The organism is Cognatitamlana onchidii (genome assembly GCF_004804355.1).
GTDB lineage: Bacteria > Bacteroidota > Bacteroidia > Flavobacteriales > Flavobacteriaceae > Cognatitamlana > Cognatitamlana onchidii.
Map to the genome: position 1 here is coordinate 402,258 of NZ_SRWZ01000003.1, position 25,676 is coordinate 427,933.

General features: G+C 35.7%; 21 protein-coding genes. 5 read left to right on the forward strand and 16 right to left on the reverse strand.

All coding sequences use genetic code 11. The features are described 5' to 3' along the window. Positions 1-36 precede the first annotated feature (36 nt). On the forward strand, positions 37-906 hold the full coding sequence (locus E5D58_RS08015) for an RNA polymerase sigma factor (RefSeq protein WP_136481330.1): 870 nt from the start codon (positions 37-39) through the stop codon (positions 904-906). Between the two features lie 143 nt (positions 907-1,049). Here E5D58_RS08015 and E5D58_RS08020 read toward each other — a convergent pair whose 3' ends face one another. From E5D58_RS08020 to E5D58_RS08070, 11 genes are all read right to left on the reverse strand, one after another. Then, positions 1,050-1,715 (reverse strand): response regulator transcription factor, encoded by a 666-nt coding sequence (locus E5D58_RS08020; RefSeq protein ID WP_136481331.1) that lies wholly within the window; start codon positions 1,713-1,715, stop codon positions 1,050-1,052. Positions 1,716-1,767: 52 nt separating this feature from the next. Beyond that, positions 1,768-2,148, reverse strand: coding sequence for a RidA family protein (locus E5D58_RS08025; RefSeq protein ID WP_136481332.1), 381 nt, complete (start codon positions 2,146-2,148; stop codon positions 1,768-1,770). Positions 2,149-2,154: 6 nt separating this feature from the next. Continuing rightward, a complete protein-coding gene (locus E5D58_RS08030; RefSeq protein ID WP_136481333.1) occupies positions 2,155-3,969 on the reverse strand; it encodes a sensor histidine kinase in 1,815 nt (604 codons plus the stop codon). Between the two features lie 7 nt (positions 3,970-3,976). Continuing rightward, positions 3,977-4,561, reverse strand: coding sequence for a DUF4202 domain-containing protein (locus E5D58_RS08035; protein ID WP_136481334.1), 585 nt, complete (start codon positions 4,559-4,561; stop codon positions 3,977-3,979). Between the two features lie 122 nt (positions 4,562-4,683). After that, a complete protein-coding gene (gene nirD, locus E5D58_RS08040; RefSeq protein ID WP_136481457.1) occupies positions 4,684-5,061 on the reverse strand; it encodes a nitrite reductase small subunit NirD in 378 nt (125 codons plus the stop codon). A 27-nt stretch (positions 5,062-5,088) separates the two neighbouring features. Further along, positions 5,089-7,605 carry a nitrite reductase large subunit NirB gene (gene nirB / locus E5D58_RS08045; protein ID WP_136481335.1) on the reverse strand — a complete coding sequence of 839 codons (2,517 nt, stop codon included), beginning with the start codon at positions 7,603-7,605 and terminating at the stop codon, positions 5,089-5,091. A 157-nt stretch (positions 7,606-7,762) separates the two neighbouring features. After that, positions 7,763-10,057, reverse strand: coding sequence for an FdhF/YdeP family oxidoreductase (locus E5D58_RS08050; protein WP_136481336.1), 2,295 nt, complete (start codon positions 10,055-10,057; stop codon positions 7,763-7,765). Between the two features lie 59 nt (positions 10,058-10,116). After that, positions 10,117-10,719, reverse strand: a complete 603-nt coding sequence (locus tag E5D58_RS08055; protein WP_136481337.1) for a nucleotidyltransferase family protein — start codon at positions 10,717-10,719, stop codon at positions 10,117-10,119. Between the two features lie 3 nt (positions 10,720-10,722). Continuing rightward, complete coding sequence (locus tag E5D58_RS08060) at positions 10,723-11,739, reverse strand: XdhC family protein (RefSeq protein WP_136481338.1); 1,017 nt, start codon at positions 11,737-11,739, stop codon at positions 10,723-10,725. A 54-nt stretch (positions 11,740-11,793) separates the two neighbouring features. Further along, positions 11,794-14,013, reverse strand: a complete 2,220-nt coding sequence (locus E5D58_RS08065) for a xanthine dehydrogenase family protein molybdopterin-binding subunit (RefSeq protein ID WP_136481339.1) — start codon at positions 14,011-14,013, stop codon at positions 11,794-11,796. A 19-nt stretch (positions 14,014-14,032) separates the two neighbouring features. After that, on the reverse strand, positions 14,033-14,494 hold the full coding sequence (locus E5D58_RS08070; RefSeq protein WP_136481340.1) for a (2Fe-2S)-binding protein: 462 nt from the start codon (positions 14,492-14,494) through the stop codon (positions 14,033-14,035). A gap of 190 nt (positions 14,495-14,684) precedes the next feature. Here E5D58_RS08070 and E5D58_RS08075 point away from each other — a divergent pair, with 190 nt between their 5' ends. Continuing rightward, complete coding sequence (locus E5D58_RS08075; RefSeq protein WP_136481341.1) at positions 14,685-16,154, forward strand: SLC13 family permease; 1,470 nt, start codon at positions 14,685-14,687, stop codon at positions 16,152-16,154. Here the strand turns inward: E5D58_RS08075 and E5D58_RS08080 are convergent. From E5D58_RS08080 to pabB, 4 genes are all read right to left on the reverse strand, one after another. Further along, positions 16,151-17,110, reverse strand: a complete 960-nt coding sequence (locus E5D58_RS08080; RefSeq protein ID WP_136481342.1) for a YheT family hydrolase — start codon at positions 17,108-17,110, stop codon at positions 16,151-16,153. The genes E5D58_RS08075 and E5D58_RS08080 overlap by 4 nt on opposite strands. A 20-nt stretch (positions 17,111-17,130) precedes the next feature. Next, a complete protein-coding gene (gene ade / locus E5D58_RS08085) occupies positions 17,131-18,762 on the reverse strand; it encodes an adenine deaminase (protein ID WP_136481343.1) in 1,632 nt (543 codons plus the stop codon). A gap of 6 nt (positions 18,763-18,768) precedes the next feature. After that, positions 18,769-20,082: a tRNA lysidine(34) synthetase TilS gene (gene tilS / locus E5D58_RS08090; RefSeq protein ID WP_136481344.1), complete on the reverse strand. Its 1,314-nt coding sequence runs from the start codon at positions 20,080-20,082 to the stop codon at positions 18,769-18,771. A gap of 375 nt (positions 20,083-20,457) precedes the next feature. After that, positions 20,458-21,750, reverse strand: coding sequence for an aminodeoxychorismate synthase component I (pabB, locus tag E5D58_RS08095; RefSeq protein WP_136481345.1), 1,293 nt, complete (start codon positions 21,748-21,750; stop codon positions 20,458-20,460). 133 nt (positions 21,751-21,883) lie between these two features. Between pabB and E5D58_RS08100 the strand changes: the two genes are divergently transcribed. Continuing rightward, positions 21,884-23,236 (forward strand): DEAD/DEAH box helicase, encoded by a 1,353-nt coding sequence (locus E5D58_RS08100; protein WP_136481346.1) that lies wholly within the window; start codon positions 21,884-21,886, stop codon positions 23,234-23,236. A gap of 53 nt (positions 23,237-23,289) precedes the next feature. Here the strand turns inward: E5D58_RS08100 and E5D58_RS08105 are convergent, their stop codons facing one another. After that, on the reverse strand, positions 23,290-23,679 hold the full coding sequence (locus E5D58_RS08105; RefSeq protein WP_136481347.1) for a MotA/TolQ/ExbB proton channel family protein: 390 nt from the start codon (positions 23,677-23,679) through the stop codon (positions 23,290-23,292). A gap of 282 nt (positions 23,680-23,961) precedes the next feature. On the opposite strand from E5D58_RS08105, the gene E5D58_RS08110 reads away from it, so the two are divergent. Together E5D58_RS08110 and E5D58_RS08115 are read left to right on the forward strand one after the other, a co-directional pair. After that, entirely contained in the window at positions 23,962-24,921 is a 960-nt protein-coding gene (locus E5D58_RS08110; RefSeq protein ID WP_235835869.1) for a sensor histidine kinase, read from the forward strand. Positions 24,922-24,923: 2 nt separating this feature from the next. Next, positions 24,924-25,640 carry a LytR/AlgR family response regulator transcription factor gene (locus E5D58_RS08115; protein WP_136481349.1) on the forward strand — a complete coding sequence of 239 codons (717 nt, stop codon included), beginning with the start codon at positions 24,924-24,926 and terminating at the stop codon, positions 25,638-25,640. The last annotated feature ends 36 nt before the right edge of the window (positions 25,641-25,676 follow it).

The following is a 25,676-nucleotide window of genomic DNA, read 5'->3' on the forward strand; positions in this document are numbered from 1 at the left end:
CTAAATACCACAAAATGCTATTTTTAACAATATAAGATGACTAATTCAATCAACATTACAACTTCAGACTCTGTTCTAATTGAACAATCTCTTTCAGGAAGTAAAAAAGCGTTGGAAAACCTTGTTAAAAAACATCAAGATTGGATATATAATATTGCATTTACTTTTCTAGGAGACAAAGATGAGGCGGCAGATTTAACCCAAGAAGTTTTAATCAAAATTATTGTAAAACTAGACTCTTTTAATAGAAAAAGTAGTTTTAGAACTTGGGTATATAGAATTGCTAAAAACCATTTTTTGAATATGAAGAGAGGTAAGTATGAAATCAATGCAACAACATTCGAACAATTTGGGCAGGGAATAGACGAATTACCAAATGAAGCGCTTTCTAATTATTCTTACGAAGTTGAAGAAAAATTATTAGTAAAAGAAGCCAAAATTAGTTGTATGAAAGGCATGTTACTATGTCTTGATAGGGAACAACGACTAATTTATATCATTGGAGAATTGTTTGAATTTACTGATGTAGTTGGAAGTGAAATAATGGAAATTTCAAAAGAAAATTTCAGAGTTAAACTGCATAGAGCAAAAAAACAGCTTTACAATTTTATGGATAATAAATGCGGACTTATAAATAAAAATAACCCTTGTCGCTGCGCACGAAAAACAGCAGGTTTTATAAAAATGGGATTTGTCGACCCAATAAACTTACATTTTCAAAAGAATACTATTAACAGTATAGACAAGGTAATTGATAAAAAAATAGCAACTTATAAAGGTCAAATAACTTCTGAATATCAAAAATTATATCAAGAACATCCATTTTTACAAAGTCCAGACAAGTTAGACTCTATAAGGAAATTATTATCTTCAAAAATTGTAAATAAAACATTTAATTTCGATTAACAAAAACAGAATCTCAGCTAAAAAAATCAAAAATAAAACAGAAGGAATTATTACAGTGTAAAAACTTCTATACGATTTCTCTCTTTGCTCTATGGTTAATTATTAGATTTATGAAGCGTCAATCAATAAGAGGAAAAAAACTCTTAAACTAACCCGAATTCCTTAGCCTTATCTGTAAGTTCTTTTAAGTTAGAGACTTCTAATTTCTTCATTAAGTTAAATCGATGTACCTCTGCTGTACGTTTACTAATTTGAAGTTCGTCGGCAATATCCTTATTATTTTTGAGTTCCAAAACCAAACCTAAAATCTGTTTTTCACGCTTGGTGAGCTTAAATGGTGCCTCTTTAGGTGCAGGCTTAGCTGCTACAACCGTGTTAGTATTACCGTTTACAAAGTTATTCATGATAATTGCAGAAACATCTCCTGTAAAATACTTACCCCCAGATGCTACTTTATTTAAGGCCTTTAAGAATTCTTCTTTACTGGCGCCTTTTAACAAGTACCCATCGGCACCTGCTTGAATGGCTTGTACTACGTACTCTTCAGAATCATGCATAGACAACACCAAGGTTTTCACTTCAGAACCAGTTCTGTTTATTTCTCCAACGACTTCAATCCCTGTCATTTCAGGCATTCTTATGTCTACAATCAATACTTGGGGTTTGCTTTTCTTTATAACTTCTAGAGCTTCTCTACCGTTTGAGGCCTCATCAATAACCTGTATACCTTCTTGATCTTCTAAAAGCGCTCTAATGCCATCACGCACCAATACGTGATCATCCGCCAATACAACATTAATTTTATTCATAAGCTAGTTAATATAGCAACAAAAATAAGAAATTAAGTAATACTACGTATTTTTAAACTTTTAAAGCGGTTACTTCAATTTCAATTTTCATCCTATCGTTGGCTAAACCGGCAGCAAACATAGTTGCTGCAGGTTTAATGGTTCCTAAGTATTTTTGAAGTACTGGCCAACATAATTCAAACTCATTGGCATTCGGTAATATATAAGTTACTCTAACTATGTCAGACAAACTTGAACCTGCTTGCTCTAGGGTAGCTTTTATATTTTCTAAGCATTGTTCTGTTTGCGCCAGAATATCATCGCTTATAGTCATAGTTTCATAATTATATCCTGTGGTACCAGATACAAATATCCAGTCCCCTTGAATAACAGCTCTTGAATATCCTATCTTTTCTTCAAAAGTAGAACCCGAACTAATAAGTTTTCTTTCCATAATTGGCTATTTTAGAGGGATATTCAACGTAACTCTTGTTCCCTTGCCTTCTTCAGAAGTTAAAAACATACGCCCCTCAATATATTTTATGCGCTCTTGCATAAAGGTAAGCCCCATACCGCCATCGCCGGTTTTTACATGCTTAACTTTAGTAGGATCAAAGCCCTTACCATTATCATCAATAACAATACTTAAAATATCTTTACTATGCGATAAGGACACCAAAATATGTGTAGATTCCGCATATTTAATGGCATTATTTATAGCCTCTTGCGTAATCCTGTAAATATTAATTTCTGCTAACGAATCTAATCGTTGATTAAAGTCAGTTTTATTAAAAAACACAATCTCTTTTCCTGTAAGTCGTCCTAATTCTTGAGCCAGCTTGGTTATGGCGGGAACAATACCATGATCTGTTAATTCTGGGGGTGTTAAGTTAAAAGTTGCTGTTCTAACGCCTTTAATAATATTTCCAGTAAGTTCTTTGAGGTGCTCAATTTTAGCTCGAGCTTTTACTATGTCTTTAGTATCTATACTTTCCAAATTATATTTTAACCCCGTTAGCATCTGACCTATACCATCATGCACATCTTTAGCAATACGATTTTGTTCCTTTTCTTGGTTCTCAATAATCTTGCTAGAGATAATTTTTTGTTGACTCATTTTTTCTTCAAAACTCTTGGTCGTTAACCTATCAACTTCTAGCTGTGCCAGTTTACGAACCGTTATCTCTGAGGCTATGACCAGTAACTCTGATTTCTCTTCTGTAGGGCTATACGGAATAATAGCCATTTCTAGCCATATGGCATCACCTGTTTTTGTAGTTGCTTTTACTTCTCCCTGCCAGCCTGTTTTCTTATGCTTATTTATTAAATCCTCAATAATTTCACGTTCCCCTTCATCTATAGATAAAGCCTCCCAAAACAGGATGCTATTGCTAAATTTTGAAAAATTAAACAATCTTGTAAACTTATTCCCCATATGAACCACATTCCCATTGGGTAAAATACGAGCAAATAACAAAGTGTCGTCCATTGCACGACTTAAAGCCCGTAATTCTTTCATGGACTTTTCTTTTTCGGCACTCAATTCATCAGCATCAAAAGCCATCTTTTTGGCTCGTTTTTCTGCCAACAATAGTTCCGCTAGAATAGCCTTAACAGACTTGGCTGCTGGCCAGAAAATAAACAAAAATTCTCCAAGTAATATTAACAAGGTTAATAAAGTAAGCCATAACTCTAATTTACGTAGCCAATCTACTTTTTCGTCTGCTTCTAAATCATACTGATTGACTATAGCATCCATCATGGTTAAAAAAGTACTTTCATTGGCTTTTACCTTATCAATTTCGGCGGCATACGCCTGCAAATCTACTTTAGGGGAGGCTTCAATCTTACTTATAATGGACTTAGAGGCGGCACTTATTGTATCAAAAAAAGGATTTAACAGATTAAACTTTTCAGTGACCTCTTTACTGTTTTTTTTAGGTAACCCTAAGCTATCATTTCCGTTTTGAAGCGCCTTATGAGAGATTGTCCATATATTCAAGGTGGTTTTTATTCTATCTTTAAGAAGCACCTTCCTAGCCTCATTAGTCTCTGAAGACAACGACACGATATCCTTTGTTAATTTCTGGCTCAGCATTCGTTGCCTACCGGCCACATTAATTACCGTAGAATCGCTTTCCTGACGCCTTAAATGTGTACGAATTAATATCTGACTAATAATTACAGAAATTGCAATGGTACTTAAAGCGATAATATACAGTCGACGTAATTTATCAAACGTTCTTTGGTCTAATGAATTACTATGTTGCGACATATTATATTTATGAAATAGCTTGTTTTACTAGAGCTAAGCTTTTTTCGGAAAATGGGATTTTAAGTGCGGCCTCATGACCTTTGTTAGACATCTTTACCCAGGTCTTCTTTAAGATGTCAATCACCTTTTCATCAGAATGCTTCTCTGCAAATTCTTCAAAATAGTAATCTAAAAAAACAAGACAAATAGTATCTTCTAAAGTTTGAGACTCTTCGTTTTTCTTAATAAGCTTTTTAAGAATTATGGCTTTCACCCTGTCTATGAATTGATCATCGAATCCTACCTTCTTCAAAATATCGGCAGTTAGATCACCATGCATTCTCTTCAAAGTTTCGCGCCATTTTAAATAGCCCACACGATCCATTGGGTATTCATCGCGCGCAATTTTCCAACGACAAATATGCTGGGCTCTAGCTGCTATTTGCAGAGCCTTGGAAGCATTAGGCTCAAATTGCAATAATTTGCGGGTCATGCGCTGCGAGTATAACAACTCTTTTGGGTAATCAATATCCGCGACTTTGTAGGTATTTATATCTTCAGAGTTAGCTTTATCAATTAAAGCTATGGCTGTTTCAAATCTGGTCGGTTTCATAATATTCGTGTAAAATTTTACGCTAAGTAGCCAATATACAGAAATACTTTTTCAATTTTGACGAGATTTTTAGAATTTTAGATTATCGTTTAGAATTTAGTGTCATTTTAAATGAAACTCATCTATTCCTCAAAACCAACATAAACATACCCCTCTTCCACTTTTACCGGATAAACGGCTATAGCATCTAAATCTGAATTTAAGTTTTCTCCCGTTTCTAATGAGAATGTTTTTTTATGCAGCGGACAAGCTACTTTTGGAACACCTTTATCATCGCCAATCATACCTCTACTAAGCACCATTTCCATTTTATGTGGACAAAGGTTTTGACAGGCGTACCATTTACCCAATCGCTCAAAATTAAAAACGGCTATCTGCTTATCTTTATATTTCACGCATGCACCACCATCTTTAGGAAAATCATTAACTGATGCTGCTTTAAACCAAACTTTAACACTTTCTACTTTGGTAGACTTATATTTATCTAGAACTGTTTCTATCATAACTTTAAATTTTAGTATGGTTAATTATACCCAAGGTTCTGGCATTTTTTGATCTCTCATTGGCACAAACACTAAGTTTTCATCTTCTTCTTCACTATTTACAAAATGATTGAAACGTTTCATCATTTCCGGACTGTTAACCGCTTGAGTCCACTCGCACTCAAACCTATTAACTAGCGTTTGCATTTCTTTTTCAAGATCATCAGCTATACCTAATTTATCTTCAATAATAACTTCTTTCAGGTAATCTAAACCACCTTCTAATCGTTCTTGCCATGCAGCCGTTCGTTGTAAAGGCTTTGCAGTACGAATGTAGAACATAAGGTATCTATCGAGATACTTAATGACTGTTTCGTTATCAATTTGCTCTGCAAATAATTCTGCATGACGAGGGTTTGCACCACCGTTTCCTCCAACATATAAATTCCATCCACCTTCAACAGCTATTAATCCAAAATCTTTTCCTCTAGCTTCTGCGCACTCACGAATACATCCAGACACACCTCCTTTTATTTTATGCGGCGCACGAATACCTCGATAACGATTTTCTAATTCGATACCAAAGCTTACACTTTCATCCATTCCGTAGCGACACCATGTTGATCCCACACAGGTTTTCACGGTTCTAAGTGACTTACCATAGGCATGTCCACTTTCAAAGCCATGACTTATTAATTCTTTCCAAATTAGCGGTAATTGATTTAAGGTAGCACCAAATAAATCGATACGAACACCACCAGTAATTTTAGTATACAGATCGTATTTCTTGGCTATTTCTCCAAGCGCAATGAGCTTATCTGGGGTGATTTCTCCACCTGGAACTCTTGGCACAACTGAGTAGGTTCCGTTACGTTGAATATTCGCTAAAAACCTGTCGTTAGAGTCTTGGATTGCATACTCTTTATTGGCCGTATCCGCATGAATACTTGCCATTAACGAAGCGATAAGCGGCTTACATAATTCACAACCATGTCCGCCATTTCCATGATTATCCAATACTTCGTTAAATTTCTTGTAGCCTTTAACCTGAATGATTTTATACAGATCTTGTCTGTTTAAATCGAAATGTTCACAAACTGAATCTTTAACCTCAATCCCCAAAGACTTAAGTGTTGCATTGGTTAAGTCTGCCACCATAGGTTTACAACCACCACAACCTGTACCAGCTTTGGTACAACTAACAACACCAGCTAAATCTGTAGCCTCCTCGCTCTCAATGACACCACAAATTTGTCCTTTAGTTACACTTTCACAAGAACATATTTGAGCTTCATCCGGTAAATCCATAACGTCTCCTAATAGAGCTCCACCCTCACTTGCAGGTAATATTAACTGTGATGGATCTTCTGGAATAGCCATACCATTTAAGAATACTTGATGTAGCATACTATAATCTGATGCGTCTCCAACAAGAATACCTCCCAGTAATGATTTGCCATCAAGACTTACATTAATTCGTTTATATAAATGCTGTGTCTTATTTTCAAAAATGATTGAATGCCCTTTTGATGCTGGCATAAAAGGCTCTCCAAAACTTGCTACATCTACCCCAATTAATTTTAATTTAGTTGACATATCTATATCTGAAGGCATTAAAACCTCGGTATTACCAATAATTTGCTCAACAGCAACGGCAGCCATATCATAACCAGGAGCGACTAAACCATAGATCATTTGATTATAAAGTGCTATTTCTCCAATCGCATAAATACTATCATCTGATGTTTTCATGGTATTATCAACAACAATACCACCGCGCACACCAACATCTAAGCCACAAGCGCGTCCTAGCTCATCGCGTGGACGAATACCTGCTGACACTATGAGCATATCAACATCTAAAATATCGTCCTCGCCAAACTCCATCCCAGAAATAGCGCCTTCACCTAAAATCTGGTTAGTTGCTTTACTTAAATGGATGTTTAATCCAATAGATTCTAGTTTTAACTTTAATACCTGAGAACTTCTAGAATCTAATTGTCTTGGCATTAGTTTTGGCGCAAATTCAACTATATGAGGTTCTAAACCCATATCTAGAACAGCCTTACCTGCTTCTAAACCTAATAATCCGCCACCAAGAACAGCAGCTCTAGCATCGGGCTTTTCAGCTTTCAGTTTAGCTGCATAAGCTAGCATGCCTTCTAAATCTTCGATGGTTCTGTATACAAACACACCTTCTTTTTCAACTCCCTTTATTGGCGGAACAAAAGGAGAAGACCCTGTTGCCAAAACTAAATAGTCATAAGAAAACTCACGGTCTTTTGCTGTAGTAATGGTTTTTGCTTTTCTATTGATATCAGACACTCTTTCATCTACCACCAAATCGATACCATTTTCTTGGTACCATGATGCTGGAGCCATTTCTAAAGCCTTTGCGTTTTGACTTTCAAAAAACTCACTCAAGTGTACTCTATCATAAGCAGGTCTTGGTTCTTCACCAAAAACAGTAATTTTAAAATCTTTACTTTCAGATTTTTCTACAAATTTTTCACAAAACTTGTAGCCAACCATCCCGTTTCCTACAACAATAATGTTCTTCATAAATTACGTATTTAAATACAAAACTAAGTATTTATACGTATTTTTTAATGTAATGAATCTAGAATTTTATCTAGAAAGACTATTATTATCAATTTCACAAATTGATCTAATAATAATTGCTTTTACCTAAAATTAAGGGATTGTTTTTGTTGAAATCTTAAACTTTCTCAACAGTAATCTTTACGCTCTTAGATGCAGGTGTTTTAGCGGTATGCGCAAAACTATCTAAAGGTACTAGAGCATTAGTTTCTGGAAAATAAGTGGCACAGCAGTTTTTAGGAATATCATACCCTACAACTTTAAAATTATGGACTTCTCTGATAGTTGCATTATATTCAGACCTCAGGTTAACCACATCATGTTCTTTCAAACTACGTAGTTTCATATCTTCTCTATTCATAAAAATGATTCGACGTTCACCATAAACACCTCTATATCGGTCATCTAAACCATATATAGTCGTGTTAAATTGGTCGTGACTACGGATGGTCATCATAACCAATTCGTCTTCTTTCAAACGCCATTCTGGTAATTTATTAATAGAGAAATTCGCCTTTCCTGTTTTGGTTTTAAACTCTCTAATTCGAGCACCATTTGGTAAATAAAACCCAGACGGTCTATTCAATTTAGTATTGTAATCATCAAAACCATCAACAACCTCAGCTATATCCTCGCGAACTAAGTTATAATCGTCTTGATACCTCAACCAATCTATTTTAGAACGCCCTTGTAATGTAGCATTTGCAACATGGCAAACCACAGCTACTTCACTAAGCAAATCTTTTGAGCAAGGGTTTAAAACCCCTTTAGTGGTGTGCACAACACCCATCGAGTTTTCTACACTTTGTACCTGCAAACCAGACCGTTGATAATCCTTTTCTGTCCTTCCTAAACAAGGCAAAATTAATGCTTCCTTACCTGTTACTAAATGCGAGCGGTTCAACTTAGTACTAACATGCACCGTTAAACTACAATTAGCTAATGCCTGAGCAGAATATCTCGTATCTGGAACTGCTGATATAAAATTACCTCCCAATCCAAAAAACACTTTTGCTTTTTTCTTGTACATAGCTTTGATTGCATCTATAACGGTGTAACCATGTTTTGCTGTCGGTTTAAAACCGTATTTAGCTTCAATGTTATCTAAAAAGGCTTGAGGAGCCGCTTCCCAAATACCAACGGTTCTATCCCCTTGCACATTAGAATGCCCCCGTACCGGACAGGTACCTGCCCCTTCCTTTCCAATACTACCTTTAAGCAATAACAAGTTTACTAATTCTCGGATATTATCCACTGCATTCTCATGCTGTGTCAAGCCCATAGCCCAGCAAATAATAATCTTCTTTTTTGTAAGTATTAATTCAAAAGCCTCATTAAAAACCTCTTTTCTAACTCCGGAAGCTTTTAAGCATTCATCAAAACTATGTGTCTTTAAATCCGATATAAACTCGTTAAACCCGCTCGTAAAATCCTTTATAAAATCTTTATCGAACACATTCCCATGCGCTTCTTCTTTCTCCAGAAGTTTGAGTAATAATGCTTTAAAAAATGCCACATCACCATTTATTGTAATAGGCACAAACACATCTGATATCTGTGTACCTCCCGTAAGTAACTTCATTGGATTTTGTGGGTTGGTAAATTTTATTAACCCAGCTTCGGGCAAGGGGTTTACAGCAATTATTTTACCGCCATTCTTTTTACATTTTTCTAATGCCGACAACATTCTAGGGTGATTGGTTCCTGGATTCTGACCTACAACCATAACCACTTCAGCTTTATACAAATCGTCTAACGTAACAGAACCTTTTCCTATACCTAATGTTTCAGAGAGTGCTTTTCCACTGGCTTCATGGCACATGTTTGAGCAGTCTGGCAAATTTGAAGTTCCAAATTCACGAACAAATAATTGGTACAAAAACGCAGCTTCATTGGTTGTTCTGCCAGACGTATAAAATACTGCTTCATCAGGATTACTAAGTGCTTTTAAATGCGCACTTACTTTTTTAAAGGCAGCTTCCCATTTAATAGGTTGATAATGCGCAGCGCCTTCGGCTAAAAACATAGGCTGTGCTAAACGTCCAGATTTTCCAATTTTAAAATCTGTCCAACTCGCTAATTCATTAACCGAATGTTTTTCAAAAAAATCAACTCCAATAGTTCTATTTTGAGCTTCTTCTGCAATCGCTTTAATACCATTTTCACAAAATTCACCGAGAGAGGAACGCTCATCATCAGGATCTGGCCATGCACAACCCGGACAATCAAAGCCACCTTTCTGGTTCATTTTTTTTGCCAATCTAAGCGCATTAGTAGGATTCATATATTTCGAGGCCTGACCAACTGCGGCTGCTATACTTTTAAATCCCACACTATTCTCTTGCGGAGCAACAGTCTTTAGATTTTCAAAACGCTCAGGAGTTAATGCTTTATCTATTGGAGATCTGCTCATACTTCTAAATTACGAAACTAGTTTTAAAAGCCAAAACTATAACTTAAGCCTCTTCAATATTAATGACTACTCAAATTTTTGTAATCTTCAGGTGTATCAATATCGTAGTTTTTAAAATCAGGCTTTAGTATCTTAACGAAATTACTATGCTTTTTAATTAAAGAGTTTGCACCTTCATCGCCTGATAATAGGGATAACGCTTTAAAATAAGTTTTATCAAATAAGGCTGGCGCACCTATTTTATAATCATTATAATGAGTTGCAACGATCTCTTTATTATCTGTACCGAAGTTTGTCAACATATTTTTTAAAAATGAAGTAGTTACAAACGGCTGATCTACTAAAACAACTAAAAGCCCGTCTACTCTCTTATTAGAATCCATTACAAACCTAGCAGCACACGCAATAGATTTACCAAGACCTTGACGCCATTCATAATTAATTATTATAGATACATTGGTTTCCTTTAATTCTGAAGATATTGTTTCGTGATTTGCTCCTAGAACAATAAAAATTTCCTTCGTTTTTGTCGCTTTTGAAGTTTCAATCGCATGATGCATCAATGATTTTTCGCCCCATTTTAAAAGCTGTTTCGGACTTCCCATTCTTGTTGAAACCCCTGCCGCCAAAATGGCTATGGCAATATGTGAAGAATGTGCCAAGTCTTAATATTTGGAATGAATACTACCCGGCTTTTTACTTAGGGATACGGGGTTGCGTTTTCTTGTCACAGCCAAAATCTCAGAAACTATTGAAATTGCAATTTCTTGAGGAGTTTCAGAACCGATATTCAATCCGGCAGGACCGTGAATTGTTTCTAAAAATGTATCAGAAATTTCGGGACAATACTCGATAAATTGGGATAATAAATCCTCGCGCCGTTTTGTGGGGCCCAAAAGCCCAATATAATTTGGGTTGGTATTTTTTAATGCTACCAAATGGCGTAAATCGTAAGCAAAATTATGTGTCATCAAAACCACAGCGGTTTGGTTATCGATATTATTGACATCTAAATCCTCAGGTGTGGTTGTGATTAAAGCCTTAGCTCCAGGGAAGTTTTTAATCAACTTTGCTTCCGAAACACCAACAACAATGGTAACCTCCCACCCTGCTAAAGACGCGTATTGGCATAATTGAACAGCATCATGTTCCGCTCCAATAATCATCAATTTGAAACACGGTGGCATCTCTTGGCTAAATACCAATCTATCAGAGTGTTTTTCGCTTTTACATGAAAGGGAAAAATAATCCTTATCGATTTTTACATCTGAACCAATACCTTCAAAAACACCTGCTTCCTTTTTATAGCGTGATATGACTTCAAATGTTTTTCTATCGTTTAAACATCTGAAAAAAACCTGCTCAAATCTAATATCTGTTTTAATTTCCTCCAATAAAATATATAGAACCCCTTCACATCCCAAACGGTATCTGCCGTCATAAGTCATCATTTTGGATTGCCCCGTTTTAAAAACAGATTGCGCTTGCAACAATACTTCCTTTTCAACACAACCGCCACTTACTGCCCCAATCATAGTGGCGTCTTCCAGAATTAGCATCCGAACACCTGGCCTACGATAAGAGGAACCATCTAAATCTACCACCGAAGCCAAAACAGACTTTAATCCGTCTTTCTTTGCTTTAATGGCCTCCTCAATAATTTGTTTAAATTCGTGTGTCATACTTTATCGAAAAAGCCATTACTCTTAAGGCATTTTATCATTACACCAATGGGGTTACCCTAAAATTTTCTCATCAACATCCATATTATTCATATAGGGTAGCTTCGTTAAACGCCTGCCAGTGGCCTTATAAATGGCATTTGCAACAGCCGCACCTACTGGTGGTAATGTTGGTTCACCTAGACCTGTTGGTGCAATATCACTTTCAATAAAATGCACTTCTACTTTTGGGGTTTGCGCCATGCGTATCAATTGGTACCCATTAAAATTATTAGCCAATGGCCTACCATCTTTAAAACCAAAATCAGCATACATAGCATGCCCTATACCATCCAAAACACCTCCTCGTGCCTGATTCATGGCTCCTAAGGGATTTACAACAATACCGCAGTCTATAGCACATGTTACCTTTTTAACAATTGGCACACCATTTTCCATAACTACATCTGCCACTTCAGCTACATGAGTATTATGACAATAATACACTGATAAACCTTGGTAAACATCTTCAGGTGTATTTCCCCAGTTAGATTTTTTAATTACCGTTTTCAAAACTCCTTGCAACCTATCTGGACTATACTCTATGTTTGGATCGGGGTTCTTTTTAACATTCTCCAATAAATCCATGTGTAATTTTACACGGTCTATCCCTAACTCCTCAGCAAGTTCATCAAAAAAGCTTTGTTCTGCCGTTGCCAAAAAGTTGGTGTAGGGTGCTCTCCACGCTCCTACAGTAATATTACTCCTTAGTCGCGCACTATCTACTTGATAATTTTCAATAGCACCTGCTGGAAAAAAGTTTGGAATCAAACCATACATATTGCCGTTTATACAGGCCTCTTTTAAATGATAGCCCGTTAATTTCCCGTCTTTAATAGATGCTGCAATTTTGTATTTGGCTGCAGGTCTATACACACCTGTTGTCATATCATCCTCTCTTGTCGATATCATTTTAACAGGTTTCTTGATAGCATCTGAAATTTCGACTGCTTCCATAACATAATCGTTATATAAACGCCTGCCAAAACCGCCTCCCATTCTAGTTAAATCGACATGAATATCATCCTTAGATCGTCCCAACATAGCCGCCACTCCTTCTTCCGCCGCTTCTGGCGTTTGCGTTGGCCCTACCAAATGTACCTTGTCAGAAGTTACGTTGGCGAAAAAATTCATAGGCTCCATAGTGTTATGTGGTAAAAACGTGGATGTATAAACCCGTTCTATAACCTTATCCGCATCGGCAAATGCTTTTTTTACATCGCCATCCTTACGTCGCGTTCTAAATTTTTTACCGTTTACTAAATTCAATAACTTTTTATCATGATCATCTGAACTTTCTAGACTTGTTTCCGTTTTCCAAGTAGCCGATAATGCTTTTTTACCCTTAATAACATCCCAAGTTGTTTTTCCAATCACCACTACTTTATCCGTAGTACTTAATTTTACGCTCCAATTTGGTTTGCCATTGCTCAACATAGCTCTGGCTTTTTCTCCAATGGTAATTACATCCATAACACCAGGCAGCGCCTTGGCTTTTGAGGCATCATAAGACTCTAATAATTGTCCGAATGCAGGCGGTCGTAATACTGAAGCATACACCATTCCTTCCTCCTTATAATCCAATCCAAATAAAGGTTTTCCCGTGATGATTTTATCAATGTCTACATTACTTTTCCCTTTACCTATAATGGTAAACTCTTTAGGGTCTTTTAAAGTAACATCTTTCGGAACATCTAAAACAGCTGCAGCGTCTACCACATCGCCATACCCTAAAGTATCACCATTGGCATTAGAAATTACACCTTTTTTTGCCGAACATGTATTTGCATCTACCCCCCAAGTTGCCGCGGCCGCATTTACGAGCATTTGCTTCGCGGTGGCTCCAGTTTCTCGCAGCGGTTGCCAACTTCTTCTAATAGACTGACTCCCTCCCGCAGTTTGATTGCTATAATTCTCTGTATCCAATGGTGCTTGCACAACATACACGTCTTCCCAAGCCACATCCAATTCTTCTGCTATTATCATGGGCATTGACGTCTTTACGCCTTGGCCAATTTCTGGATTTACGGAATAAATAGTTACCTTCCCTTCTGTGGATATTTTAATATATGCATTGAAATCTTTATAATTAAGCTGACTTAAATCTACCGGGAGTCGAACATCCGATTTACACGCATTGAATATGTTAAACCCAATAATCATACCGCCACCTGCCAAGGCAGAGGTTTTTAAGAAATCTCTTCTACTGAATGAATTTTTATTTGAAAGTGCCATTGTTTTTTTTATCAATTAATTAGCTTAATTTCTTAGATGCCACTTTAACAGCTTCCTCAATACTGTTATATGCCGCACATCTGCAGATATTACCGTGCATGGCATTTCTAATTTCTTCATCGGAAGGGCTCGGATTGTACTTCAAAAAAGCAGAAGCCGTCATGATTTGCCCTGCTTGACAGTATCCACATTGAGGTACGTCAACCTCTTTCCAAGCCTGTTGCACAGGATGATCGCCATGTTTTGAAAGTCCCTCAATAGTAGTAATATTCATGCCTTCAGCTAGTGAAACTTGCAAGAGGCAACTTCTCATGGCATTGCCATCTACATGAATAGTGCATGCGCCACATTGACCTATGCCACAACCAAACTTTGTGCCTACAAGGCCAATTATATCTCTTAACACCCACAACAAAGGAGTGTCTGCATCTGCCTCTACAGAATACGTTTTGTTATTAATTTTTAAGTTGAATGCTGGCATAATCTCAGTTTTTGCTATCAAGGTATTAAAAATTGCTATGAATAAAGTTCCAATCTATCACTTTAACATAGGTTTATGTTGTAGGATCTTATCCTACTATTTTCTAATTTTACCCATTTCATTCTATGCTTTTGTCTCCATCGAATAAAAAATAAACTATTTTTAAGCACTAAATCCTCAAAAGGAATCCATGAAAACATCGAAGCGTATCGGTTTGGTTTTAGGACCCCTACTATTTATATTGATTCGGTTGTTTTTTGCCCCCGAAGGCTTATCGGAGGAGGCCAATGCCGTTTTAGGCTCCGCGGTTTGGATTGCCGTTTGGTGGATCACCGAAGCCATTCCCATTGCAGCTACCGCTTTATTGCCTATTGTACTTTTCCCCCTTTCGGGGAGTTTGGACATTGGGGCAACCACGGCCTCTTTTGGGCATAAATTTGTGTTTTTATATTTGGGCGGTTTCATCATTGCCATCGCTCTTGAAAAATGGAATTTGCACAAACGCATCGCTTTGAATATTATTAATGTCATTGGCTCCAACGTGCAAAACATTATTTTAGGTTTTATGATGGCCACAGCATTTTTGTCCATGTGGATTTCCAATACGGCAACATCCGTGATGATGCTCCCCATTGGTATTGCCATTATCAAACAGCTAAAAGATAATCCTAAAACCGACGAAGATGAAAATTTAATATTTGGAAAGGCCCTGATGCTCGGAATAGCCTATAGTGCTTCCATTGGTGGAATCTCTACTCTTATTGGTACTCCACCAAACCTAGTACTGGCTGGTGTAGTTTCTGAAGCTTACGGTTATGAAATTACCTTTTCGCAATGGTTTATTTTCGGGTTTCCTATTTCGGTGATTCTTTTAGCAATCTGCTGGAAATATTTAACTTCGTTCGCCTTCACTTTTAATCAAAAAGAATTTCCGGGAGGCAAACAGGAAATCAAGCGACTGTTGCAATCCCTTGGAAAGATGACATATGAGGAAAAAACCGTTGCCATAGTTTTTGCCACCACCGCTTTTTGTTGGATAACACGTTCCTTTTTGCTGAAAAAAATATTGCCCAATATTGATGATACTGTCATAGCCATTGTATTTGCGCTGGTACTATTTTTAATTCCATCAAAAACGAAAAAAACGAACATTATGTCTTGGAAAGACACCAAGGATTTACCATGGGGCATCATCCTATTATTCGGTGGCGGAATGGCCTTGGCAAAAGGCTTTGAAACCAGCGGCCTTGCACTTTGGATTGGAAACCAGATGACCACTTTGGTTGGCGTAAGCACAATTGTTTTGATTTTACTATTGATTGCTTCGGTTAACTTTTTAACGGAAATCACATCTAACTTAGCTACAACCGCCATGCTTTTACCAGTATTGGCCCCAATGGCCTTAACCATAGATATGCATCCTTTCGTTTTAATGGTGGGCACTGCCGTGGCCGCTTCATGCGCATTTATGCTTCCTGTAGCAACCCCTCCTAATGCTATTGTTTTTGGCTCAGGTTATTTAAGGATACCTGATATGGTTAGAAAAGGAATAATTATGAATATCATTTCAATTCTAATTTTGACGCTTTTTGTATATCTCGTACTTCCATATTTATGGAACATAGCGGTGGACACCTTTCCAGAAGTTTTGAAAAACTAAGCCTTATCATTATAAAACTCAAGCGCCCGAGTTTCATTATAGTAAATATTCTTTTTATCGATAAGACCTGAATGCCCGCCATATTGTGGCATTTCTAAATACAAATTTGAGTTGTTCTTGGCTTCTTTTACAGGGTAGCATTCAGGAGACAAAAAAGAATCATTCAACGCATTAATGATAAGAGTTGGCACCTTAATATTTGATAAAAATTGCAAACTGCTACACTTAGCGTAATAATCTAAAGCATCTTCAAACCCATGTGCCTTTGCCGTATATATATCATCAAAATCTACTAGGGTTTTGATTGAATCCAGCTCATACTGACTTAATCTGTCTGGAAATTTCTTTTGCTTTTCTTTAATTCGGGTCAGCAGGTATTTTAAAAACCGATCATGATATAAACGATTTTTAAATGTTAATAATGCCTTAGCCGCCCCCAATAAATAACAAGGAACCGATACGGCTATAGCCGCTTTAACTTGATCTGGAACTATTCGGTCTTCTCCTAAATACTTCAAAATCATATTAGCCCCAAGACTAATCCCTTTTAAACATATTTCGGAATATCCTTTTACGTGAATAGCATGATTTATCACCGCCTCTAAATCTTCGGTTGCTCCAGAGTGGTAACTTCTAAATTTCAAATTATCCTCTCCACTACAACCTCTAAAATTAACGCAAACGGCATCAACACCATTTCGATTAAAAAGCTTAGCAGGTCCAGTCATATACGGGCGCTGCCCATTTCCCTCCAGACCATGCAAGAGTATAATAAGTTTGTTGGTTTTAGTTTTTGCAAAACTCCAATCTAAATCCATGAAATCACCATCTGGTAATGTTAACCTTTCACGCTCTTGATTTAAGTATACACGTCTTACTAAACCGGCATACACAGTTGAAACAAATCCGTTTTTAAAATAAAATCGGGGTTTATATTTTGATTCTATTATAGGCATATTCTAGATGTGCAATCTTGTTAATGGGTTTTGTGAAATTGTAAAGGAGTGAATTTAAAATCATCGCCATTAAATAAACCTTTATCACTTAATTTTAATGATGGAATAACCAGCAAAGCCATAAAGGACAAGGTCATATAGGGTGCTTTTAACGGACTTCCTAAACCTTTTGCCATATTATCTATTTCCTGATATACCTTTCCTATCTCAACTCCCCCTTTATCGCTCATAATTCCAGCAACAGGAAGCGGCAAAACCTTTTCGTTATGACTAGATACGGCAGAAATTCCACCTTGGTTTTCAATAATCAAATTAACCGCTCTGTAAATCGCTTCATCTGTAACTCCAACAGCAATAATATTATGCGAATCATGACCTACAGAAGACGCAATGGCCCCCTCCTTCAATCCAAAATTTTTAACAAATGCCACAGCTATATCTTCATTTTTATACCTATTAACAACGGCCATTTTTAAAACATCTGTTTCTGGATTAGATACTAACTTCCCGTTTTTTATGAATGCCTTTTCAATAATTTCGTTGGTCACCAACTGGCTTTCATGAGCTTCAATGACTCTAATTTTTTCTGAAGATGCCAAAATTTCAAAATCAATCGTATCCTTTTTTGAGCAATTGAAATTATTGAGAGTCTTAAATGAAACCGATTTAATCAATGATTTATTATTATTAAATACGCAAACTCCATCAATGTATGTTTGTATGGTTTTAAAAGTTTTAAGGTCTTCAACAACGATAAAATCTGCAGAATCTCCTTTTTGCAGTAAACCAATATCTAGTCCATAGTGACTAATTGGGTTTATACAAGCGACTTGTAAAACCTTAAATACATCGATTCCCTTAGCAACCGCTCTAGTACACATACTATTAATATGGCTCTCTAAAAGGTCATCAGGATGCTTATCATCACTACAAAACATCATATTTTCATAATACTCTGGTAAAAGGTCTATAAGGGCCTCAAAGTTTTTGGCAGCACTCCCCTCTCTCATTAGAATCTTCATCCCTTTCTGAAGCTTTTCTAGAGCCTCTTCGTAGGTAAAGCATTCGTGGTCGGTTGTGATACCTGCACTAATATATTTGGTAAGGTCTTCTCCTCTTAAACCTGGAGCATGTCCATCAATAGGCTTGTTAAATTGCTTTGCCCAAGCTATTTTTTTCATGACTTCTGAATCATCAAAAATCACTCCTGGGTAATTCATCATTTCTGCCAAATATTTTATATCTGGATTTTCAAGTAGCGTTTTTATTCCCTTAGAATTGATAACTGCACCAGCCGATTCGAAATTAGTAGCAGGAACGCAAGACGGTGCCCCAAAATTAAATTTAAAAGGCACTTGCTTTCCATTTTCAATCATAAACTCAACGCCTTCTACCCCTAAAACATTGGCTATTTCATGCGGGTCAGACACCGTTGCCACTGTTCCATGTTTTACAGCTATTCTCGCAAATTCTGATGGCACTAACATAGAGCTTTCAATATGGATATGTGCATCTACAAACCCGGGTAAGATAAAATGCTCAATATCATGATTCTTCTCTAATACAGAGGTAATCATGCCATTTTGAACAGTAATTTCACCTTTAAAAATACGCTTGCTATGAATATCTAATATGTTTCCTTGTATTTTCAAACTAATTTAATTCAATGTAATTTTTAACACTTCTTGAGTGGCATTGGTTACTCTAAAACGATTATCGGCGCGTTTACCGACCACCCAAATAATTTCGTCATCAGCATTACATAACAACCATGTCTGCTCTTTATCCAATAAAGACAGTTTCTCATCTTTAAAATATTTACTCAATTTCTTTTTACCTAACATACCATAAGGGTAAAAAACATCACCTGTTTTTCTTTTCCTGAGCTTTAACGGATATTTTAGGGAATGTTTATCAACATAAATGGTATGTTTCAAATCATTGTTTACTTCATTTACAACCTCAAAACGCAATAACCCAAACGGAGTGTTAACCTCAGGACTTTGCTCCAATATTGTGATAGGGCCTTTTAATTCAGGTAATTTAGGACTTAACAGCAGATATTCTCTATCTTTTATCAGCCTATGTGTGTTCGATAAAACTTGTTTTCCAGGTTGGGCATCAAGTAAACGTAATATATCATTCCATGCTGTAAAACCATATGCTTTGAGAGCTTCAAATAAATAAGCTTTTGGGTGCTTTAATTTTTTAAATACCGATATCTTAAACCTAATTTCACTGTCCTTTTCATATACCATTGCCTGCTTCAAAAAAGTATCCATTTGATCATTAATGATAGATGCAGAATCGTTTAAATGACTCATAGTTGATTGAAAACTTTGTAATAACTCAGGATTAATGTCTTTAAGTATAGGCACCACTTCATGCCTTAATTTATTTCTTAAATATTTTACAGATTTATTACTGCTATCTTCTCTCCATTTTATACCTTCTTGTTTGGCATGGGTTAATATCTTTTCACTTGAAAATGAAAGCAGCGGACGAACAAACCTGCCATTTACTTCAGGAATACCCGTTAAGCCCTCAATACCCGTACCTCTTGTAAAGTTTATTAAGAAAGTTTCTAGGTTATCGTCGGCATGATGTGCTGTTAAAATATACTCATACCCAAGCTTATTTGATAATTCCTCAAACCAATTATAGCGCAATTCTCGGGCGGCCATTTGTGTAGATCGTTTATTGGTTTTTGCATACTCATCTGTATTAAAACGCTGAACAAAAACCTCCAAATTAAACTGTTCTGCCAAACGCCTAACAAAATCCTCATCAGCATCACTTTCATTTCCTCTTAAATTAAAATTACAGTGCGCCAATGCAATATTTAGACCAATGCCATGACATAAATGTGTTAAAACCACACTATCAACACCTCCTGAAATAGCCACGAGTAATTTCGCCTCCTTTAAAAAATTAAGAGACGTTGTAATATGATTTTTAAATTGATTGAGCATGTCCCCAAATATACAACTTAGGCTACATAAATACGTATATTAAAGCTAATATACCATGACTATTATTATACGGCGATAGTATAGGGTTTCTAATTTTAGGCTATAAGTTTAGTACTTAAGGTGGTGTATAAGATAGAATGATTGAACGCTAAAAAAACAACAAATTTTTATAAATCTTGAGGAGCATTTTACAACATATTGTGTTTCAAAACACAACAAGTTTTTTGACAGAACCTACTCTGGTTTACCCTTAAAGGTACTAGATATTATAAATTTATTGAGTTTTGATAAGATTGGGCTTGTTAAAAACGTTGAACCAAAACGCGCGGAAAGAGTCCTTTACTTTTTTTTAAAAACTTCTAGAAATATCTTGAACTAGTTTTCTAAAACCGAACGCATAGCCTTAGCCTTAACTAAACACTCTTCATATTCCTTAAGCGGGTCGCTTTTAGCCGTAATGGCACCGCCAACAGAATAAGAAACATATTTTTTAGTTTGATTATAAAGAATACTTCTAATAACCACATTAAAATCAAAATTACCCGATGGGCTAAAATACCCTATGGATCCAGAATAAACGCCTCGCTTAGTTTCCTCTAGGCTTTCAATGATTTTCATAGCTGAGATTTTGGGAGCCCCCGTCATACTGCCCATAGGAAAGGTACTTTTTAAAACATCTACCGGATTTGTTTCAGTATCAACCTTTGATGTAATTGTAGAAATCATTTGGTGCACCTGATCAAAAGTATAAACCTCGCATAGCTCCTCTACACGCACACTTCCTTTTAAAGCCGTTTTAGAGAGATCGTTTCGAACCAGATCTACAATCATAATGTTTTCGCTACGCTCTTTTTTGTCATGTTTTAAACTTTGCATAAGCGCTTTATCCTCATCAGGGTTCATGGCTCGCTTTGCCGTGCCCTTTATAGGCTGAGACACAACTACATTGTTTTCCATTTTAATATAACGCTCTGGCGAAGCACTTAAAATAAACTTATCATCCATTTTAGCATAGGCGGCAAACGGTGGTTTTGAAATACTATTTAATTTTTGGTACGTTTCTAAAGCGTTTATCTGGGTATCTTCAGCATAAAACTCTTGGCAAAAATTAGCCTCATAAATATCGCCTCTATGAATGCGCTCAAGCATATACTCCACCTTTTCAAAATAATCATCTTTATGAATACGCAACTTGATTTTAATATTATTTTGCACGGTGCCTCGTGGTGATTCTCGCCCAAATTCAATGGCTATTAAATCATCATTCATTTCATCTGAAACCGCATTTAAATATAGTATTTCAAGCTCATCTCCTTTAAGCAAAAACAAGCGTTTAGGTTGAAAAAAGTATAAATCGGGAAAACCTAGCCCATCAAAATTTTGAGAATTTAGGGCTTCAACATCATTTTTTAAATCGTAGGTTAAGTATCCAAAAATCCAATCTTTGCAATAGGTTTGATATTCTTTTAATTTGTCAAAACCCTGCTTAAAATCGGTTTTTATACTTGTAAAAGCATCAACTGCTAAAATAGCATCGTAATTAACATAGTTTTGCTTATACCCATTGGAGTCTAACCAAACCACATCATCAAATTGTTGTGCCCAAGTAAGCAACTGATTTTTAAACCTTGGAACATCCTTTAATTTATAAATTTTTGAGCTTCTCAATAGTAAAATAATTGAATGCAAATTACCGAAATTTAAAGTTGATATGAAACAACAATTATAATAATCAAGAAGGCTCCTTAAAATGATTTTGGTCTATAAAGAATAAGTATCTTTGCCCATATTTAAAGATGCTATGAGTTTTCAGGATTTAAATTTAAACACACCGCTTTATAACGCGCTTGATGATTTAGGTTTTACTACCCCAACCCCTATTCAAGAACAAGCTTTTAACGTGGTAGCTTCTGGAAAAGATATGGTGGGTATCGCACAAACGGGTACGGGAAAGACTTTTGGTTATATGCTTCCCATCCTTAAAAATCTAAAATTTTCAAAACAAGACAATCCGCGTGTCTTGGTTTTAGTACCCACTAGAGAACTCGTTGTGCAGGTTGTTGAAGAAATTGAAAAACTCTCAAAATACATTAATAATAGAGTTCTAGGGGTTTATGGAGGCACAAATATAAACACTCAAAAACAGGCGGTAGCCCAAGGCCTGGATATTTTAGTGGCCACTCCAGGAAGGTTATATGATTTAGCTGTTAGCAGAGCCTTACAACTTAAATCCATTCAAAAACTAGTAATTGATGAAGTTGATGTGATGCTTGACTTAGGTTTTAGGCATCAGCTAATAAACATTTTTGATATTTTACCAGAACGCAGACAAAACATTATGTTTTCTGCCACTATGACCAAAGATGTTGATACATTAATAAATGATTTTTTTAAAAGTCCCGAACGTGTTTCTATTGCCGTTTCGGGAACGCCATTGGACAATATTTCTCAACATCGTTACAATGTTCCTAACTTTTACACAAAGGTAAATTTACTCGTGCAATTACTAAAAGATGAGGAACGCTATAACAAAGTTTTAGTTTTTGTTGCATTTAAGCGAATGGCAGATCGGTTATTTGAGCAACTAGACCAGTATTATAAAGAAGAGTTATGTGTTATACACTCCAACAAAACGCAAAACTATCGATTGCGCAGTATAGAGCAGTTTAGGGAAGGCCATAATCGTATTTTAGTTGCTACCGATGTTATGGCACGTGGACTAGATATTGACAATGTAAGCCATGTTATTAATTTTGATACGCCAGAGTATCCTGAAAACTATATGCATCGCATTGGAAGAACAGGTCGTGCCGAACGCCAAGGTGAAGCTCTTATATTTTCTACTGAAAAAGAGCAGGAAGCCATTACAAACATAGAGCGCCTTATGAAGATGAAAATTGCCGTTTTAGACGTACCAGAAACTGTAGACATATCCACAGATCTTATTGAAGAAGAGCGCCCTCAAATTAAAGAACGTAACAATCCAACAAAACGCAAAGACGAAGATGCTCCTGGACCTGCTTTTCATGAGAAAAAAGCTAAGAATCAAAAAGAGAATTTGGGCGGTTCTTATAAATACAAAATGGCTGCTAAATATAAAAAGCCAAAAACTCGCGGGGATAAGAATTATAATAGACGGAATAAGAAAACGTAAAAAAACCTCCTTCGAAAAAGAGGTTTGTATAAAGAACTTAAGTTTTAAGAGACTCATTTTTGCAAGCCTTTTAAAATAATAATTCCAATTCTGGGTAAAATAAAAGTAATACATCCAAAAACCGTTGTTAAAAAGGCTACTTTAAGTCCCGCAGCCATCATACCCTGGCTAATTTCTCCAATGGCACCTATGGCATCAAAAGCAGCTATCATACCAATAGTAGAACCCAAAAAGCCAAAAACCAAACCTAGAATACTCGCATCAGAAGCTAAACTGGACATTTTCCTTGATTTCGCCACATCTTTCCTTAGGTATATAAACCCCATAATAAGAAAATAAAAGGCTAGTAATAAGCAAATTAAAATAAGTGACATAAACAATGGCCCACCTTCTATAAATCTATCTACAAATGGGTTAACTAATAAAACGGATAAGATTAACATAATTACTGGTTTTGATTAAATATGACACAAACATAAAAATCAAATGCACCGCTCAAATTAAAATGCGACAGATGACTAATTTAGCAATTAAAACAACATGATGTTAAAACCATAGTTAAACCTGTCATTCGTCTACAAAATATCAATTAGGCCTAAATTTATGCTAATATTGTATACATTACAAAAGTGATGATTACACGGGCAGGTATTTTTAAAAAAATAGGACAGGTAATACTCCATGTCTTATTTTGGTGCGCTGTACTTTTTTTTTACACTTATTTTTTGGGGGTAAATACTAGTGATTTTAGTTACGTATTGGCCTTCTCCTTGTTTTTAATGCCCATAACTATCGCAACGACTTACCTTTCTATTTATAAGTTAATTCCAGATTACCTAATAACCAAACGCTATTTTAAGTTTGGATTATATAGTATATATACCTTTATTATTTCGACATATTTAATTGTACTATCTGTGTTTTTCGGATTGATTTATTTATCTAATTTCGAACAATCCAACATGGCGCCCATTAGTAAAAGTTTGCTCTTAGTGGCTATTGCTGTGTATTTAGTGGTAGTGATTGTTAGCGCATTTAAACTCTTAAAGCTGAATTTAAAGCAATTGGAAAACACTAAAAAGCTTGAAACTAAAGTTTTAAACACCCAACTAAAACTTAAAGAACAGGAATTGCATTACTTAAAGATGCAAATTCATCCACATTTTTTATTCAACACCTTAAACACTATGTATGGACTTGCCTTAAAAAAGGCAGACGAGACCCCAGAAATGATTTTGAAACTTTCTAATCTTCTAGATTACTTATTGTATCAAGCAGACAAGCCTTTTGTCTTATTAACTGATGACATTAATCACATTAATGATTATATTGAATTGGAAAAAATGCGATTTAATGATACATTGAATATTGCGTTTCATAAAGACAATATAATACATGATAAACAAATAGCACCTATGCTGCTTTTACCTTTTATTGAGAATAGTTTTAAGCATGGCACCTTAAATAATGGGGTTTTAGATATTGGTATAAGGCTTTCTTGTGATGCCAAGAACATCTATTTTTATATTGAAAACAGCAGTAAAAATCATGATACCAAATCAAAAGGTATTGGCTTAGAAAATATAAAAAAACGTTTAGACCTACTTTACAAAAACCAATATAGCCTAGACATTAATAATAGTAATAACCTATTTAAGATAGATCTAAAAATAAAGTCGCTATAAATATGCAACAGCAAAGAGACATACACTTTATGATAGTCGATGATGAATCCATTGCTCGAGAAGTTATTAGCACCCACCTATCAAAAATACCAAACACTAAACTTATTGCGAGTTGTGGCAATGCTATAGAAGCTTTTAATTGCTTACGTGAACATAGAATTGATTTGGTGTTCCTAGATATCAATATGCCAGAGATGTCTGGGATTTCTTTTGCCAAATCTATTGATACAGAGGTTAAAATAATTTTTACAACAGCATACCGAGATTTTGCCATTCAAGGTTTTGAACTTCGGGCTGTTGATTATTTACTTAAACCAATTTCTTTTGAACGACTAGTAAAAGCAATAAACAACTATTTTGACACCTATGTTGATGATAACATCATAGATATCAACAAAAAAAACAGCCATGATTTCATGTTTGTTAGAGCGGATAGGCGCATGATAAAAATCGACTTTGACGCTATTATTTATATTGAAAGTTATAGTGATTATATTAAAATTCATCTTGCCAACCAGACTCTTGTTACTAGAGAAACTATAAGTGCTATCGAAGCCAGACTACCCAAGACCAAATTTTTAAGGATTCACAGGTCCTATATTATATCATTACAACATATTACGTCATTTACAAACGAGGAAATCACAATTAACAACACCTCTTTAACTATAAGTAGAAGTTATAAAAAAGAGGTGTTACAAATTTTAGAACTATATTAAAAGCCTTGTTTTTTTGGAAACCGATCTTAACTGTTT